Annotated in this window: 15 protein-coding genes; 9 read left to right on the top strand and 6 right to left on the bottom strand. The window is 69.0% G+C overall.

Annotated features, from left to right (window positions below; genetic code table 11):
- Window positions 1-73 precede the first annotated feature (73 nt).
- The gene (gene ssb / locus E5P2_RS26075) at window positions 74-598 is read left to right on the top strand and encodes a single-stranded DNA-binding protein (protein ID WP_162569985.1); all 525 of its coding nucleotides are present in this window, start codon (window positions 74-76) and stop codon (window positions 596-598) included.
- 7 nt (window positions 599-605) lie between these two features.
- Here ssb and E5P2_RS26070 read toward each other — a convergent pair whose 3' ends face one another.
- The 3 genes from E5P2_RS26070 to E5P2_RS26060 form a co-directional block, all read right to left on the bottom strand.
- Window positions 606-1,925 (bottom strand): NTP/NDP exchange transporter, encoded by a 1,320-nt coding sequence (locus E5P2_RS26070; RefSeq protein WP_162569984.1) that lies wholly within the window; start codon window positions 1,923-1,925, stop codon window positions 606-608.
- Window positions 1,922-2,668, bottom strand: coding sequence for an NADPH-dependent F420 reductase (locus E5P2_RS26065; RefSeq protein WP_197908554.1), 747 nt, complete (start codon window positions 2,666-2,668; stop codon window positions 1,922-1,924). The genes E5P2_RS26070 and E5P2_RS26065 overlap by 4 nt, the downstream gene beginning before the upstream one ends.
- A gap of 162 nt (window positions 2,669-2,830) precedes the next feature.
- On the bottom strand, window positions 2,831-3,601 hold the full coding sequence (locus E5P2_RS26060; protein WP_162569982.1) for a GntR family transcriptional regulator: 771 nt from the start codon (window positions 3,599-3,601) through the stop codon (window positions 2,831-2,833).
- 122 nt (window positions 3,602-3,723) lie between these two features.
- Here E5P2_RS26060 and E5P2_RS26055 point away from each other — a divergent pair, with 122 nt between their 5' ends.
- The 7 genes from E5P2_RS26055 (at window position 3,724) to E5P2_RS26025 (ending at window position 10,147) form a co-directional block, all read left to right on the top strand.
- Complete coding sequence (locus E5P2_RS26055) at window positions 3,724-4,005, top strand: flagellar biosynthesis protein FlgA (RefSeq protein ID WP_162569981.1); 282 nt, start codon at window positions 3,724-3,726, stop codon at window positions 4,003-4,005.
- A gap of 45 nt (window positions 4,006-4,050) precedes the next feature.
- A complete protein-coding gene (locus tag E5P2_RS26050; protein ID WP_162569980.1) occupies window positions 4,051-5,226 on the top strand; it encodes a UxaA family hydrolase in 1,176 nt (391 codons plus the stop codon).
- Window positions 5,227-5,236: 10 nt separating this feature from the next.
- Entirely contained in the window at window positions 5,237-6,166 is a 930-nt protein-coding gene (locus tag E5P2_RS26045; RefSeq protein ID WP_162569979.1) for a hydroxyacid dehydrogenase, read from the top strand.
- A complete protein-coding gene (locus tag E5P2_RS26040) occupies window positions 6,163-7,170 on the top strand; it encodes an Ldh family oxidoreductase (RefSeq protein WP_162569978.1) in 1,008 nt (335 codons plus the stop codon). The genes E5P2_RS26045 and E5P2_RS26040 overlap by 4 nt, the downstream gene beginning before the upstream one ends.
- A 34-nt stretch (window positions 7,171-7,204) precedes the next feature.
- Window positions 7,205-8,188 (top strand): Bug family tripartite tricarboxylate transporter substrate binding protein, encoded by a 984-nt coding sequence (locus E5P2_RS26035; RefSeq protein ID WP_162570673.1) that lies wholly within the window; start codon window positions 7,205-7,207, stop codon window positions 8,186-8,188.
- A 134-nt stretch (window positions 8,189-8,322) separates the two neighbouring features.
- Entirely contained in the window at window positions 8,323-9,123 is an 801-nt protein-coding gene (locus tag E5P2_RS26030) for a DUF1266 domain-containing protein (RefSeq protein ID WP_162569977.1), read from the top strand.
- A gap of 43 nt (window positions 9,124-9,166) precedes the next feature.
- The gene (locus tag E5P2_RS26025) at window positions 9,167-10,147 is read left to right on the top strand and encodes an LLM class flavin-dependent oxidoreductase (protein ID WP_162569976.1); all 981 of its coding nucleotides are present in this window, start codon (window positions 9,167-9,169) and stop codon (window positions 10,145-10,147) included.
- A 13-nt stretch (window positions 10,148-10,160) separates the two neighbouring features.
- Here E5P2_RS26025 and E5P2_RS26020 read toward each other — a convergent pair whose 3' ends face one another.
- Complete coding sequence (locus E5P2_RS26020; RefSeq protein WP_162569975.1) at window positions 10,161-11,798, bottom strand: WS/DGAT/MGAT family O-acyltransferase; 1,638 nt, start codon at window positions 11,796-11,798, stop codon at window positions 10,161-10,163.
- The gene (locus tag E5P2_RS26015; protein WP_162569974.1) at window positions 11,795-13,534 is read right to left on the bottom strand and encodes a long-chain-fatty-acid--CoA ligase; all 1,740 of its coding nucleotides are present in this window, start codon (window positions 13,532-13,534) and stop codon (window positions 11,795-11,797) included. The genes E5P2_RS26020 and E5P2_RS26015 overlap by 4 nt, the downstream gene beginning before the upstream one ends.
- Before the next feature lie 122 nt (window positions 13,535-13,656).
- Here E5P2_RS26015 and mnmA point away from each other — a divergent pair, with 122 nt between their 5' ends.
- Window positions 13,657-14,781, top strand: coding sequence for a tRNA 2-thiouridine(34) synthase MnmA (gene mnmA, locus E5P2_RS26010; protein WP_162569973.1), 1,125 nt, complete (start codon window positions 13,657-13,659; stop codon window positions 14,779-14,781).
- Here mnmA and E5P2_RS26005 read toward each other — a convergent pair.
- Entirely contained in the window at window positions 14,778-15,260 is a 483-nt protein-coding gene (locus tag E5P2_RS26005) for an NUDIX hydrolase (RefSeq protein ID WP_162569972.1), read from the bottom strand. The two genes, mnmA and E5P2_RS26005, sit on opposite strands and share 4 nt — an antisense overlap.
- Window positions 15,261-15,264 lie beyond the last annotated feature (4 nt).

The following is a 15,264-nucleotide window of genomic DNA, read 5'->3' as shown; positions in this document are numbered from 1 at the left end:
AGATTCTCGCCGCTCGGCATGCGGCACAATCTTCGCTTTCCTCCTCTTCAACCATTCATCAGGGGCAGTGCACATGGCATCGGTCAACAAAGTCATCCTCGTCGGCAATCTCGGGCGCGACCCGGAAACACGCACCTTCCCCAGCGGCGACCAGGTCTGCAACGCGACCCTTGCCACCACCGACAAGTGGAAGGACAAGCAGAGCGGCGAAATGCGCGAGGCCACCGAGTGGCACCGCCTGGTATTCAACGGCCGGCTGGCCGAGATCGCCGCGCAGTACCTGCGCAAGGGCTCGCAGGTCTACATCGAAGGCCAGATCCGCACGCGCAAGTACACCGACAAGGACGGCGTCGAGAAGTACGCGACCGACATCCGCGTCGACCAGATGCAGATGCTGGGCAGCCGGCAAGGGCAGGGCGGGCCGTCGGGCGGCGACGACGACGGCGGGTATTCGCAAGGTGGCGGCGGTGGTGGTGGTAGCGGCTATTCGCGCCCGCCCGCGGCAGCGGCCCGTGCGCCCGCAGCGGCGGCGCCGCGCCAGGCGCCTGCGAAATCGTCGTCGGGCTTCGACGACATGGACGACGACATTCCGTTCTGAGCCGTCCCTAGCCTTGATTGCGCGCCGGCAATGGCCCGTCGCGCTCGGCGTCGCCGGCCAACCGGGCCGCGCGCCGCTCCTGCACCCTTCCCAGCGCAGCCGATAGCACCAGCCACCCGGCCGCCACCGGCAGCGCGCACAACGCGATCGCGCCAAGCTTCAACCCGAGCGCTTGCACGCTGTCGAACACCCAGCCGTAGAGCGCATCCGACCCTCGATAGACGACGACGTCGATCAGGTTCTTCGCCTTGTATTTTTCCTCGCGATCCACCACGGTGAAGAACACCTGCCGCGCCGGATTGGCCAGCGCGAAGTTCATCCAGCGCTGCGCCACCTGCACGACCACGACGACGGAAAGCACCGGCATCAGCGCCAGCGCCGCGAAGCCGGCCACATACACCGCCGGCAACGCGCCGGCCGCCACGCCCGTGCCGAAGCGCTTGAGCAACCGGCCGGTCGCGAAGACCTGCGTCGCCAGCGACAGCAGTCCGACCGCGAGGTCGATGCTCGCAAAGATGCGCGTCTGCGCGCCGGCACCATGGACCTCCGCGGCGACCACATGGGCCTGCGCGAAATACAGCGTGGTCGCGCCGAAGGACAACAGGCTGACCCATGCCGCGACACCGAGCAGATAGGGCGATCGCATCAGCTCGGGCAGGGCGGCGAACGCGCTGCCCCCGACCTTGCGCGCGTCCGGCTGTTGGGCGTGATCGGGCCGCGCCGTCGCGCTGCGCTCGAGCCGGTGAACGCACAGCACCGCCAGCTCGAGAAACACGATGGCGACGATCAGCAGGTTGGCCGGACCGAGCGGCACCGACAGCGCGATGGTGATGACCGGTCCGAGCAGCGCACCCGCCGTGCCGCCCGCGCCGATGAAGCCGAACAGGCGCTTGCCCTGCTCGCTGGTGAAGAGGTCCGCCATGAACGACCAGAACACCGCGACCGCAAAGAGATTGAACACGCTGACCCAGACGAAGAACACGCGCGCCACGATGGCCGGCGCGATGCCGAGGATCAGCAGTATCCAGAACACGGCGAGATTGAGCGCGAAGAAATGGCAGACCACCGGAATGAAGCGCGCGCGCGGCAGCCGCGCCACCAGCGCGCCGTAGAGCGGTTGCGCCACCAGCAGCGTCACGAAGGTCGCGGTGAACAGCCACGGCAGGTTCCTCACGCCGCCCGCGATGCCCATCTGGTCGCGCAGCGGCCGCAGCACGTAATAGCCGGCCAGCAGCGCGAAGAAATACGCGAAGGACCACAACGCCGCCGCGAGCTCCTGAGGGGTGGCCGGGACCGCCCGACGCAGCGCGCGATGCAGCAGGGTCATGAAGGCAGCGACAGCTTCTGCCTGAGTTCGGATGCGGTCACCGATTGGCCGTAGCCCGGGTTGCCGCGCTGGAAGCGGCGCGCGTCCGCGAGCTTGCCGACGATCACCGGATCGAAGCCGGCATCGCGCACCAGCGCCGCCGCCGTCTGCACCGCGGCGGCATCGTCGCCGGCGATCGGGATCGCGAGCTTCGGATCGGGCCGGTTCGCCTCGCGCGCGAAGATCATGTACGACATCGTGTTGAACGCGCGCACCACGCGCGAGCCGGGCAGGTACTTCTGCGAAGTGACGCCGATGCCGTCGCGTTCCACCTCTTCCGCGACCGCGCCGTCGCGGCTGCTCACGGCGTTGCAGGCATCGAGCGCGACCTTGCCCTTGAACGCGTTGCCGTAGTCCTTCCCGAGCTGCGGCAATGCGCCGTACGGGAGGGCGACGAACAGCACGTCGCCGAAGTCGACCGCCTGCGCCACGGTGCCGGCGCTGGCCAGCGGACCGAGCCCGGCCACGAGGTCCTTGAGTTCCTCCGGATGGCGCGACGAGAACAGCACCGCATGGCCGGCCTTGACCCACAGCCCGCCGATGGTGCCGCCGATGTGGCCCGAGCCGATGACGCCGATGCGCGGCTTCGCGCCGCCTGCCGGCTGTGCGAACGTGCGACGTGCATATGGCGCCGTGGCCAGTACCAGGGCGCCGCCTGCAAGCAGCAGGGCGCGGCGGCGGTCGAGGGCTTCGAGTTCGAACATCGACATCTCCCTGAGCCCGGTGCGTCGGGCTCGACAGTGGCCTGCGTCGGGGCGGCGGGACGTGGATCGCGGCAGGTGACGCGGCCCGCTCGCCGACGCATCATCGTCCGACGCGGCGGGGCATGCAAGCGGCGTGGCGAATGGCCGCCGCGGCGCACAAGGCTATGCGGGCCTCGACAGCAGGTGCACGTATTCGTGGTGCGCCGTGTCGATGGTCGACACGCGGTACTCCACCGGCTTGTCGCCGAAGGTCAGTGCCGTGCGCCGCACCTCCATCACCGGCGCGCCGGACGCGATGCCGAGCATGCGCATCGTGCTGCGGTCGGCCGCCACCGCGCGCGCTCTTTCGCGCGCCCGCGTCACGGTGATGCCGAACTCGGTCTGGTAGAGGTGGTAGATCGTATTCGTGCGTTCGCGAAAGCGCTTTTCCGTGAGGCCCTTGAACAGCAGTACCGGCAGTGTGAGGCGGTCGTGGATCACGGCGCGGCCTTGCAGCAGCAGCCGGTTGTCGATCTGGAAGGCCGGCTCGCCGGGCTTGCGGCCCAGCGCCTGCGCGGGTTCTTCGTCCATGCGCACGCGCTCGAACGCGACCAGCTCCAGCTGCGGCACGTGGCGCACGCCGTCGCTGCGCTCGACGTGGAAGAACTGGAACATGAAGCGGTCGGAATCATGCAGCGCGACGAAGGTGCCGCGGCCCTGCCGGCGCACCAGGATGTGCTCGGCGACCAGGTCGTCCACCGCATGGCGCAGCGTGCCGACCGAGACGCGTAGCGCGGCCGACAGTTCGGCTTCGCTCGGCAGCACCGCGCCGGCCGGGTAGCGCCCCGATTCGATCGCGCGCAACAGCGAGCGCTTGACCACGCGGTACAGCGGCGCATCGGCCGTGCCGGGGGAGATCGGCCTGAAGATGGTCGGGGCGCTCGGTGGACTCATGCAGCCGATTGTCGTTGCCGACCCAAGACTCCTTCAAGTCATATGAATGACCTGTTTGACACTCGGAAATGGCAGCGCGGACACTCCGTGCACTGCAACTTTCAGTGAAACAGGAGACAACGATGATTCATTTCGTTTTGCACGACGCCAAGGACACGGTGGCCGTCGTCGTGGTCGAGGGCGTCAAGGCCGGCATGTCGCTCAACGGCTGGATCATGGACGAGGACAAGATGATCCGCGTCGACGCCACGCAGGACATCCCGATCGGCCACAAGGTCGCGCTGAAGGACATGAACCCTGGCGACACGGTGTGGAAATACGGCATCGACATGGGCCGTGTGGTCGCACCGATCAAGGCCGGCGGCCATGCCCACGTGCAGAACATCAAGACCAAGCGCTGGTAAGCGCGCGCGTCCACCCCTTCATCCCCATCCACGAAGAGACCCACCATGTCCGTCATTTCCAAAGACACCACCTTCCTCGGCTATCGGCGCGAGAACGGCCGCGTCGGCGTGCGCAACCACGTCATCATCCTGCCGCTGGACGACCTGTCCAATGCCGCCGCCGAAGCGGTCGCGCACAACATCAAGGGCGCGCTCGCGATCCCGCATCCCTACGGCCGGCTGCAGTTCGGCGCCGACCTCGACCTGCATTTCCGCACGCTGATCGGCGCCGGCTGCAACCCGAACGTGGCCGCGGTGGTCGTGATCGGCATCGAGGACAGCTGGACGCAGAAGGTGGTCGACGGCATCGCCGCCACCGGCAAGCCGGTCGCCGGCTTCGGCATCGAGGGCCATGGCGACCACGACACCATCCTGCGCGCCAGCAAGGTGGCGCGCGAATTCGTGCAGACGGCCAGCGAGAAGCAGCGCGAGCCCTGCGCCATCCACGAACTCTGGGTCTCGACCAAGTGCGGCGAGAGCGACACCACCTCCGGCTGCGGCTCCAACCCGACCGTCGGCAATGCCTTCGACAAGCTCTACGAAACCGGCAACACGCTGGTGTTCGGCGAGACCTCCGAGATCACCGGCGGCGAGAGCATCGTGGCCGCGCGCTGCCGCACGCCCGAGGTCAAGGAACGCTTCATGTTCATGTTCGACCGCTACCAGGACATGATCAATCGCCACAAGACCAGCGACCTCTCCGACTCGCAGCCCACCAAGGGCAACATCGCGGGCGGCCTGACCACGATCGAGGAAAAGGCGCTCGGCAACATCCAGAAGATCGGCAAGAAATGCATGGTCGACGGCGTGCTCGACAAGGCCGAGATGCCGACCGGTCCCGGCCTCTGGTTCATGGATTCGTCGAGCGCCGCGGCCGAGATGGTCACGCTGTGCGCGGCTTCGGGCTATGCGGTGCATTTCTTCCCCACCGGCCAGGGCAACGTGATCGGCAATCCGATCCTGCCGGTGATCAAGATCTGCGCGAACCCGCGCACCGTGCGTCTCATGAGCGAGCACGTCGACGTCGACACCTCGGGCCTCTTGCAGCGCGAGATGACGCTCGACCAGGCCGGCGACCAGCTGCTCGAATGCATGCTGCGCACCGCCAACGGGCGGCTCACCGCGGCCGAGGCGCTGGGCCATCGCGAGTTCGTGCTGACGCGCCTGTACGAATCGGCCTGAGCGGCGACGCATGACAAGGATCGTCATCGCCGAATTCATGGACGAGGCCGCGGTCGCGCAACTGCGCGCGCAGCACGACGTGCTGTACGACCCGACGCTGGTCGACGACGGCGCGCGCCTGGATCGCGAGGCGGCCGATGCCGATGCGCTGATCGTGCGCAACCGCACGCAGGTGCGCGGCGAGCTGCTCGCTGCGCTGGCGCGCTGCCGCGTGGTCGGGCGTCTCGGCGTCGGGCTCGACAACATCGACGTGGCCGGCTGCGAGGCGCGCGGGATGCGCGTGATCCCGGCCACCGGCGCCAATGCGCTCAGCGTGGCCGAGTATGTGATCGCGAGTGCGATGCTGCTGCTGCGCGGCGCCTACGCATCGACCGCGGCCGTGGCGGCCGGCCAGTGGCCGCGCCATGCGTTGTCGAACGGCCGCGAGCTCTCGGGCAAGACGCTGGGGCTGATCGGCTTCGGCTCGATCGGCCAGCTGACGGCGGGCATGGCGCGCGCGCTCGGCATGCGGGTGATCGCTTTCGACGCGATGATGGACAGCGCGCATCCGGCCTTCGCCGAGAGCGGCGCGCGCTGCGTCGGGCTCGACGCGCTGGTGGCCGAGGCCGATGTCATCAGCCTGCATGTGCCGCTGGTCGATTCGACGCGCCAGCTGTTCGATGCGGCGCGCATCGCGGCGATGAAGCCCGGCGCGGTGCTGATCAACAGCTCGCGCGGCGGCATCGTCGATGAAGCCGCGCTGGCCAAGGCGCTGCGCGCGGGCCGTCTCGGCGGCGCGGCGCTCGACGTGTTCGATGCCGAGCCGCTGGCCGCATCGCCGCACTTCGCTGAGTGCCCCCACCTGCTGCTGACGCCGCACATCGCCGGCGTGACGGTCGAATCGAACGAGCGCGTGAGCAGCCTGGTCGCGCGCAAGGTGCTGGAGGCTTTGCACGCATGACGAAACTCACGCTGAACGAGGCGCGCGATGCGGTTGCCCGGGCCTTGCGCCTGGCCGGCGCCAACGAGACGATGGCGGCCGCGACGGCGCGCGCATTGGTGCTGGCCGAGGCCCAGGGCCTGGGCTCGCACGGGCTCGGCCGCGTCGCGCAGTACGCCACGCACCTGCGCAACGGGCGCGTGAATGGCGAGGCGCTGCCGACGCTGCGCCATGCCAAGGGCGGTGCCGCATTGATCGATGCGCACGAAGGCCTCGCCTTCGCGGCCTGCGAGATGGCGGTGACCGAGGCCATCGGCCGCGCGCGCGAGTCCGGCATCAGCATTGCGGGCGTGGCCGACAGCCATCACTGCGGCGTGGTCGTCGACCATCTGCGCGCGGTCGCCGAGGCCGGCATGGTCGGGCTGGGCTTCGCCAATTCGCCGGCGGCGATGCCGGCAGCCGGCGGGCGGCATCCGATCTTCGGCACCAACCCGGTGGCGGCGGTGTTCCCGCGCCGCGGCAGCGAGCCGCTGATGATCGACCTCAGCCTGTCGGAGGTGGCGCGCGGCAAGCTGATGGTCGCGGCCAAGCAGGGCCAGCCGATTCCGCTCGGCTGGGCGCTCGACCGCGACGGCCAGCCGACCACCGATCCGAAGGCCGGCCTCGAAGGCTCGATGCTGCCGATCGGCGCCGCCAGCAGTCCCAAGGGCGCGATGCTGGCGCTGGTGGTCGAGCTGCTGGTCACCGCGCTGATCGGCGCGCAGTTCGGCTTCGAGGCGTCGAGCTTTTTCGAGGACGAGGGCAACCGGCCGCGCATCGGCCAGGCCTTCGTCGTCATCGATCCGGGCGCGCTGGCCGGCTCGGCGAGCTACCTCGACCGCATCGAGGTGCTGGTCGCCGAGATGTTGCGCGACGAGGGCGTGCGCCTGCCGGGCGCGCGGCGCGAGGCGCTGCGCCGGCGGGCCGAGCAGGACGGGCTCGAGGTGCCCGACGCGTTGCTCGCGCAATGGCGCGCGCCGCGCTGAACCGCAGAACACGACAAGAAGGAGACAAGCCATGATGAAACGAAGAGACCTTTTGCAAGGCGCGGCCGCGCTGACCGCAACCGGCACGCTGGCGGGCGCGCCGGCATGGGCGCAGGGCAGCGACTATCCGCGCCCGGACGCGACGATCCGCTATGTGGTGCCTTTCCCGCCCGGCGGCCTGACGGACGTGATGGCGCGCCAGATCGGCCAGCAGCTCGGCGAGCACTGGAAGGTCAGCGTGGTCGTCGACAACAAGCCCGGCGGCAATGGCCAGATCGGCGCCGACCTGGTGGCCAAGGCCGCGCCCGACGGCAACACGCTGCTGGCGATCACGCTCACGCACGCGGCGAACGTGACGCTGTTTCCGAAGTCGCCGTTCAGCTTCCAGAAGGACCTGCGCCCGGTCGCGCTGCTGGCGGGCAGCCCGATGCTGATCGTGGTGCCCGAGGCCAGCCCGATCAGGACGCTGAAGGACCTGATGGAGCAGTCCAGGATGCGCCAGCTCAATGCCGGCTCCAGCGGCAACGGCACGCCGCCGCACCTGACGCTCGCGCTCTTCAACGACCTCAACAAGTCGAGCATCCAGCATGTGCCCTACAAGGGCGGCGCGCCGTCGATGACCGACCTGATCGGCGGCCAGCTCGACGTGATCTTCTCGAACTTCCCGGAATCGATTCCGCATGTGAAGGGCGGCAAGCTGCGCGCGCTGGCGATCGCGAGCAAGGCGCGCTATCCGTCCCTGCCCGAGGTGCCGACCACGGCCGAGGCCGGCATGCCGGAGCTGCAGGTCGAGAACTGGACCGGGATGATGGCGCCGGCCGGCATGCCCGACGCCGCGGTGCGCAAGCTCGGCGCCGAGGTGCTGAAGATCGTGAGCGCCTCCGACTTCGAAGCGCGCGCCAGGCAGCAGGGCTTCGTGGTCGATGCGCGCGGGCCGGATCGCTTCGCCGCCTTCCTGACCGAGGAAATCGCGCGCTGGGCCCGCGTCATCCAGACCGCCAACATCCAGCCGAGCTGAGCCCTGCCCGTTGCTGCGGCGCAGCAGCGGCGCTTCATCGTTTCCCGCGCACTCCCCGGTATCATTTGCCGCAAGGCACGGGTCGACCTCGGCGCATCCAAGCGGCGGCGCGGCACCGGGTCAGGGAGTGGAAGATGGAATTCTTGTGGACGATGCTCGTCGGTGCGTTGCTGCTGCTTGCCTATTTCGGTTGGCGGCATTTCGAATGGACGACCCTGCGTCGCAGCGTGCCGCCGCCATGGATGCCGGCCGAGCAGGCCTCGGCGGACCAGTTGTTCGGTTGCCTGCTGAGCGCCAACCTTGCCGTGCTGGCCGATGACGACTTCAAGCAACTGTCGAGCGCACTGTCGGCGCCGCGCAGCCGGCGCATGCTGGCCCAGCAGTGGAAGCTCATCACCGCCATCGAGTGCCGCCGCAAGATCGAGTCCTGGCTGGGTTCGCCCGGGACGGCCGAAGCCGAGGAGCGCGAGGCCTGGGCCGCATGGCGTGAAGGGCGGCAGGTCGACTCGGACACCTACCGCGCGCTGAGCAACGGCGTGGCCTTCCTGGCCGATGCCGGCATCGTCTCGGCCGAGAGCGTCGATGCCCGGCATCTCTCGATGGTGGCGTGGGACGTGCAGCAGGCCGCCTACGTGGTGCGCCTCGGCCGTGCGGCCGGCTACCTGTCGCGCTCGATGGCCGAAAGCGCGCTGGCCCGCCTGCAGCACGCCGCCCGGTCGCACTACATGTCGTGGACCGACTATTCGCTGTCGGCGATCCTGGGCATGGGCGTGCGTGGCCGCTTCGACCTTGTCGAGTGGCACCGTGTCGCGCAGAGCCACGAGCTGCTGCTGACGACGCATGCCGAACTGCTGCGGCGCGCCAGCTTTCGCAGGCGCCTGCCGGAGGCCGGCGCGATGGCGCCCGACGCCCGACGCACGGCAAGGTCCGAATAGCCCTGCGCGGGCCGGCTGCGCCGATTCGCGCCAAGATCGCGGGATGGTTCCGCTTTCCATCCTCGACCTTTCCCCGATCACCGAAGGCAGCGACGCCGCGCAGTCGTTCCGCAATTCGCTCAGCCTCGCGCAGCATGGCGAGCGGCTGGGCTACCGGCGCTACTGGCTGGCCGAGCACCACGGCATGCCGGGCATCGCGAGCGCGGCCACGGCCGTGCTGCTGGCCTACATCGGCGCCGGCACCTCGACGCTGCGCATCGGTGCCGGCGGCGTCATGCTGCCCAACCATTCGCCGCTGGTGATCGCCGAGCAGTTCGGCACGCTCGCCTCGCTGTACCCGGGGCGCGTCGACCTCGGCCTCGGGCGCGCGCCCGGTTCCGACCAGCGCACCGCGCGCGCGCTGCGGCGCGACCTGCAATCCGATGCCGACCAGTTTCCGCAGGACGTGGTCGAGTTGATGGACTTCATGTCGAAGGAACCGAGGCAGGCCGTGCGTGCGGTGCCGGGCATGGGGCTCGAGGTGCCGGTCTGGATCCTCGGCTCGAGCACCTTCGGCGCGCAGCTGGCGGCGCACCTGGGCCTGCCTTATGCCTTCGCCTCGCACTTCGCGCCGCAGCAGCTGATGCAGGCGGTCCGGATCTACCGCGAGACCTTCAAGCCCTCGGCACAGCTCGACAGGCCCTACGTGATGCTCGGCTTCAACGTGTTCGCGGCCGACAGCGACGAGGAGGCCGCGTTCCGCGCGACCTCCTGGCAGCAGGCGTTCGTGAACCTGCGCAGCGGCCGGCCCGGCCGGCTGCCGCCGCCGGTGGCCGGCTACCGGGACAAGGTCGGCCCGGCGGAGAACGCGCTGCTGGATTCGGTGCTGTCGTGCTCCGCGGTCGGCGCGCCGGCGACGGTGAAGGCGAGGCTGCAAGAGTTCGTCGCCCAGACCGGCGCGGACGAACTGATGATCACCTCGCAGGTGTTCGACCACCAGGCGCGGCTGAAGTCCTACGAGATCGTGGCCGGGCTGGGCGCCTGAGGCCGGCCTTCGATCAGTTCAAGCTCGCGGCGCGCTTCACGGAAGGCGTTGCCGTCTTGCGCGGCACGGGCCTCGTCGCATTGCCGCGAACTGCCTTGGCCGCGACCTTCTTCGCACCTGCCGCCTTGCCGGCCACCGTCTTTTTTCTCGCGGGCTTGCGTGCCGCTGCGGGTGCCGGTTCTGCTGCGGGCGCAACGGCGGCAGCCGCGGGCGAAGCTTTTGCCGCCGCGTCGCCATGCCTGGCCGTCACCAGCCCCAGCAGCTTCTTGTGCTCGGCCACCACGTAGTCCGCGAGGTCGGCGATATCGGGCACCGCGCGCCGGCAGGCCGTGAGGCCGAACTCGAGCGAGCCGTTGTAACTCTGCACCGTCATGTTCAGCGCCATGCCGTGGCCCGGGATCGACACCGGGTAGTAGGTCGCCAGCTTGGCGCCCGCGAAGTAGAGCGGGAACGAGGGCCCGGGCACGTTGGAGATCGCGACGTTGGCCATCGGCGGCAGCTTGTCCGGCAGCCCCGAGCGGCCGTAGAGCGCCGCCAGCCCGGCCATCAGCGAAGGCACGCCGAGCGAGGGGAAGTCGGTCGGTATCGCGGCCTTGACGTTGCCGGTGAGCTTCTTGCCTTCGCTGGACGAGTCGTGGATCGCGGCCAGCCGCTCCAGCGGGTCGCTGATGTCGGTCGCCAGGCTCACCAGCATCATCGACACCTGGTTGTTGAGGTCGGTGTTGCCTTCGCTGCGCAGCGACACCGGCACCGCCGCCATCAGCGGCTTGGCGGGCCGGCAGTCGTAGTCGGCCAGGTAGCGCTTGAGCGCGCCGGCGCAGATGGCCAGCACGATGTCGTTGAGGCTGGTGCCGGTGGCCTTGGCCATCTGCTTGATCTCGGCCAGCGGCACCGAGCGGCCGGCGAAGGAGCGCTGGTTGGTGATCGAGACATTGAGCGGCGTGCGCGGCGCGGCCTTGAAGCTCTTGGGCAGTTCGAAGCTGCGCTGGCCCGTCGTCTCCGACACCGGCATCAGCACGCTCGAGATCGCCTTGGCGGTGGCCGGGATCGACTTGATCAGCTTCACGTACTGCTGCATGGTGTTGGTCAGCGCGGCGCTCGCGAGTTCGGCCACGCCGAGCTGCGAGGAGTTGGCGCGGCGGTTGGCGCGCGGCACCTTGATCGGCGCCGGGTTCTCCGAGATGTCGAACAGCGCCTTCGCCACCGCGACGCCGGCCTGGCCGTCGATCGCCGCGTGGTGCATCTTGCTGTAGAGCGCGACCTGGCCCGACTGCAGGCCTTCGATGATGTGGATCTCCCACAGCGGACGGCTGCGGTCCAGCAGCGACGAGTGCAGCCGCCCGACGAGCCGTTCGAGCTGCGCCATCGTGCCGGGCCGCGGCATGATCACGTGATGGATGTGGTGATCGAGGTCGAGATCGTCGTCGTCCACCCAGACCGGGTTGGCGAGGTCGAAGGGCATCATCGCCAGCTTGCGCACGAACACCGAGGCCAGGTGCAGCCGTCCGCTCAGGTATTTCTTCGCATCCTCGGCGAAGTCGCCCTGGTAGCCGGGCGGCAGGTCGATCAGCTGCAGGCTGCCCACGTGCATGGGCGACTCCGGGGTTTCGAGGTGCAGGAACGATGCGTCCATGCCGCTGAGATGAATCATGTCGTGCTCCTTGGCGATGCCGCCTGTGCGCGCTTGCGCTCTTCCTCGTCGACCAGATCCTTCTTCGACAACTTGCCGACCGCGGTCTTGGGCAGCTCGTCGCGGATCTCCATCGCGCCCACCATCTCGTGCTTGCCCAGGCGGTCCTTCAGGAACAGCTTGAACTCGTCGAGTGTGAACGCGGGCGCGCCTTCCTTCAACTTGATGAAGGCCTTGGGCGACTGGCCGCGGTATTCGTCGGGGATGCCGATCACGCAGACCTCGGCGATGCTCGGGTGCTCGTACATCGCTTCCTCGAGCACGCGCGGGTAGACGTTGTAGCCGCCGCACAGCAGCATGTCCTTGGTGCGGTCGACGATGAAGAAGAAGCCGTCGGCATCCATCTTCGCGACGTCGCCGCTGCGGAAGTAGCCGTCGGGCGTCATCGCCGCGGCGGTCGCGGCCTCGCTCTTCCAGTAGCCCTTCATCACGTTCGGGCCGCGGATGCAGAGCTCGCCGGGCTCGCCGAGCGCGACCTCCTTCGACGGGTCGTCCAGGCTCATGAGCTTCAGGCGGATGCCCGGCAGCGGTATGCCGCAGGAGCCGGCCTTGCGCATGCCGCGCGCGGGCGTGAAGGTGCCGGTGGGCGAGGTCTCGGTCATGCCCCAGCCCTCGTTCAGATGGCAGCCGGTGAGCTCGAAGAAGCGGTGTTCGATCTCGACCGGCAGCGGCGCGCCGCCCGAGCCGCAGAACCTGAGCGAACGCAGGTTCATCGTCGCCGCCTTCGGATGGTTGACGATCGCCGTGAACATCGTCGGCACGCCGGGGAAGAGCGTGATCTGCTTGTCCGCGAGGTCCTTCATCACCGCGTCGAGGTCGAAGCGGGTGTGCAGCACCAGGTGCGCGCCCAGGCGCAGGCCGAGCAGCATGTTGACGCTCAGCGAGTAGATGTGAAAGAGCGGCAGCACGACCAGGATGCGCTCGACGCCTTCCTGCAGGATCGGCGGGTCGCCCTGCGTCGATTCGAAGTACTGCGCGCAGGCCGACGACAGGTTGGCATGCGTGAGCATCGCGCCCTTCGGCAGCCCGGTCGTGCCGCCGGTGTACTGCAGCACCACGATGGCGTCTTCCAGCGGGCCGAGCGGATGCGGCTGGTAGCGGCCGTCGTTCTGCAGCAGCTGCGTGAACGGCAGGTGCCGGTCGTCCTGCGGCACGGCCGCCAGCTGGCCCGAGGCCTGCAGGTGCGCACGCACTGCATCGGGCGCCGCGCCGTAGTCGGTGAGGCTGCCGACGATCAGCTTCTTCAGGCGCGAATGGTCGAGCAGCCGGGCCATCTGCGGATAGAGCGAGGCCAGGTCGAGCGTGACCAGGATGTCGGTCTCGCTGTCCTCGACCTTGTGCGCCAGCACGCGCTCGACGTCGAGCGGCGAGTAGTTCACCACCGTGCCGCCGGCCTTCAGCACCGCGAAGAAGGCGATCGGATAGTGCGGCGTGTTCGGCAGGAACAGGCCGACATGGACGCCGGGCCCGACGCCCAGCGCCTGCAGGCCCTTGGCGGCGCGGTCGACGGCCTCGCCCAGCGTGCGGTAGTCGAGGACCTGGCCCATGAATTCGATCGCCGGCCGCTCGGGCCAGCGCGCCACCGCCTCGTCGAAGATCTGCTGCACCGGCTTTTGCGGCAGCTCGGCATCCCAGCGCATGCCGGCGGGATAGGAGCGGGTCCAGGGCGTCGTGCCGGAAGGCGAGGTCGTGACCATGGTTTGTCTCCAGGTTTGGCCGTCCATTGTGGGTGGGTGCGTCCCGCGCGCGTGTCACCTTCGGGTCGGTGATTTCCCGGATGCCGGCACCGGCTTGGCCGGCCTGGGACAATCGCCGGCCTATGAAGAAGCAGCGCATCGTGGTGGGTCTGAGCGGCGGAGTGGATTCCGCGGTCACCGCGCACCTGCTGAAACAGCAGGGCCACGAGGTCATCGGCATCTTCATGAAGAACTGGGAAGACGACGACGACAGCGAATACTGCTCGTCGAACATCGACTTCATCGATGCGGCGAGCGTGGCCGACGTGCTGGGCATCGAGATCGAGCACGTCAATTTCGCGGCCGACTACAAGGACCGCGTGTTCGCCGAGTTCCTGCGCGAATACCAGGCCGGCCGCACGCCCAATCCCGACGTGCTGTGCAATGCCGAGATCAAGTTCAAGGCCTTCCTCGACCATGCGATGCGGCTGGGCGCCGAGAAGATCGCCACCGGCCACTACGCGCGCGTGCGGCTGAACGAGGCCAGCGGCCGGCACGAGTTGCTCAAGGGGCTGGACCCGGCCAAGGATCAGAGCTATTTCCTGCACCGGCTCGACCAGCAGCAGCTTGCGAAGACGCTGTTCCCGGTGGGCGAGCTGCACAAGACCGAGGTGCGCCGCATCGCCGCCGAGATCGGCCTGCCAAACGCGAAGAAGAAGGACTCGACCGGCATCTGCTTCATCGGCGAGCGCCCGTTTCGCGAGTTCCTCAACCGCTACATCTCGAAGGAGCCCGGGCCGATCAAGGACGAGCGCGGCCGGCGCATCGGCGAGCACCAGGGCCTGAGCTTCTACACGCTGGGCCAGCGTCAGGGGCTGGGCATCGGCGGCATCAAGGCCAAGGGCGCGCAGCGCGGCGCGGGCGAGCACGCGCCGTGGTTCGTCGCGCGCAAGGACGTGGCCAGCAACACGCTCTGGGTGGTGCAGGGCCATGACCATCCGTGGCTGCTGTCGCCGGCGCTGGTGGCGGACGATGCGAGCTGGGTCGCAGGCCACGCGCCGGCGGCGGGCGCCTACGCGGCCAAGTCGCGCTATCGCCAGGCCGACGCGGGCTGTGCGCTGGGCGAAGGCGCCAACGGCGCGTTCCGGCTCGCGTTCGCCGAGCCGCAATGGGCGGTGACGCCGGGCCAGTCGGCGGTGCTGTACCAGGGCGAGGTCTGCCTGGGCGGCGGAGTGATCGCCAGCGCGGATGGAGCTGTCGCCAGCTAACGATCCCGCTCGGGCGCCGTCACCGAGGCGTGCACATGGATCAGTTCCAGCGGGTAGCGCTGACCCGCCAGATAGTCCTCCACGCATTGCAGCAGCAGCGGGCTGCGGTGCCGCGCCGTGCTGGCGCGGATCTCTTCGGCCGTCATCCACAGGGTGCGCACGATGCCGTGGTCGAGCGCGCGGCCCGGATCGCGCGCGCCCAGCGTGCCGGCGAAAGCGAAACGCAGGTAGGTGATGTCTTCGGATTGCCGCGCGCGGGCCATGTAGATGCCGAGCAGCGCCGTGGGCGTGAAGTGGTGGGCCGTCTCTTCCAGCGTTTCGCGGGCGCAGCCTTCGGCCGGCGACTCGCCGCGGTCGAGGTGGCCGGCGGGCGTGTTGAGCCGCAGGCCGTCGGCGGTTTCTTCCTCGACCAGGAGGAAGCGGCCATCCTGCTCGATCACCGCGGCCACGGTGGCGTTCGGCTTCCAGCGCTCGTCCATGGGG

The organism is Variovorax sp. SRS16, from assembly GCF_901827165.1.
Lineage (GTDB): Bacteria > Pseudomonadota > Gammaproteobacteria > Burkholderiales > Burkholderiaceae_C > Variovorax.
Note: the sequence above shows the minus strand (reverse complement) of the source record. Positions and strands in the feature narration are given on the sequence as shown.

What these genes read in the sequence shown, in the direction of transcription:
- E5P2_RS26070 (WP_162569984.1), bottom strand. Translation starts at nt 1,925, where the DNA reads ATGACCCTGCTGCATCGCGCGCTGCGTCGGGCGGTCCCGGCCACCCCT.
- E5P2_RS26060 (WP_162569982.1), bottom strand. Translation starts at nt 3,601, where the DNA reads ATGAGTCCACCGAGCGCCCCGACCATCTTCAGGCCGATCTCCCCCGGC.
- E5P2_RS26055 (WP_162569981.1), top strand. Translation starts at nt 3,724, where the DNA reads ATGATTCATTTCGTTTTGCACGACGCCAAGGACACGGTGGCCGTCGTC.
- ssb (WP_162569985.1), top strand. Translation starts at nt 74, where the DNA reads ATGGCATCGGTCAACAAAGTCATCCTCGTCGGCAATCTCGGGCGCGAC.
- E5P2_RS26030 (WP_162569977.1), top strand. Translation starts at nt 8,323, where the DNA reads ATGGAATTCTTGTGGACGATGCTCGTCGGTGCGTTGCTGCTGCTTGCC.
- E5P2_RS26035 (WP_162570673.1), top strand. Translation starts at nt 7,205, where the DNA reads ATGAAACGAAGAGACCTTTTGCAAGGCGCGGCCGCGCTGACCGCAACC.
- E5P2_RS26050 (WP_162569980.1), top strand. Translation starts at nt 4,051, where the DNA reads ATGTCCGTCATTTCCAAAGACACCACCTTCCTCGGCTATCGGCGCGAG.
- E5P2_RS26045 (WP_162569979.1), top strand. Translation starts at nt 5,237, where the DNA reads ATGACAAGGATCGTCATCGCCGAATTCATGGACGAGGCCGCGGTCGCG.
- E5P2_RS26065 (WP_197908554.1), bottom strand. Translation starts at nt 2,668, where the DNA reads ATGTTCGAACTCGAAGCCCTCGACCGCCGCCGCGCCCTGCTGCTTGCA.
- E5P2_RS26005 (WP_162569972.1), bottom strand. Translation starts at nt 15,260, where the DNA reads ATGGACGAGCGCTGGAAGCCGAACGCCACCGTGGCCGCGGTGATCGAG.
- E5P2_RS26020 (WP_162569975.1), bottom strand. Translation starts at nt 11,798, where the DNA reads ATGATTCATCTCAGCGGCATGGACGCATCGTTCCTGCACCTCGAAACC.
- mnmA (WP_162569973.1), top strand. Translation starts at nt 13,657, where the DNA reads ATGAAGAAGCAGCGCATCGTGGTGGGTCTGAGCGGCGGAGTGGATTCC.
- E5P2_RS26040 (WP_162569978.1), top strand. Translation starts at nt 6,163, where the DNA reads ATGACGAAACTCACGCTGAACGAGGCGCGCGATGCGGTTGCCCGGGCC.
- E5P2_RS26025 (WP_162569976.1), top strand. Translation starts at nt 9,167, where the DNA reads ATGGTTCCGCTTTCCATCCTCGACCTTTCCCCGATCACCGAAGGCAGC.
- E5P2_RS26015 (WP_162569974.1), bottom strand. Translation starts at nt 13,534, where the DNA reads ATGGTCACGACCTCGCCTTCCGGCACGACGCCCTGGACCCGCTCCTAT.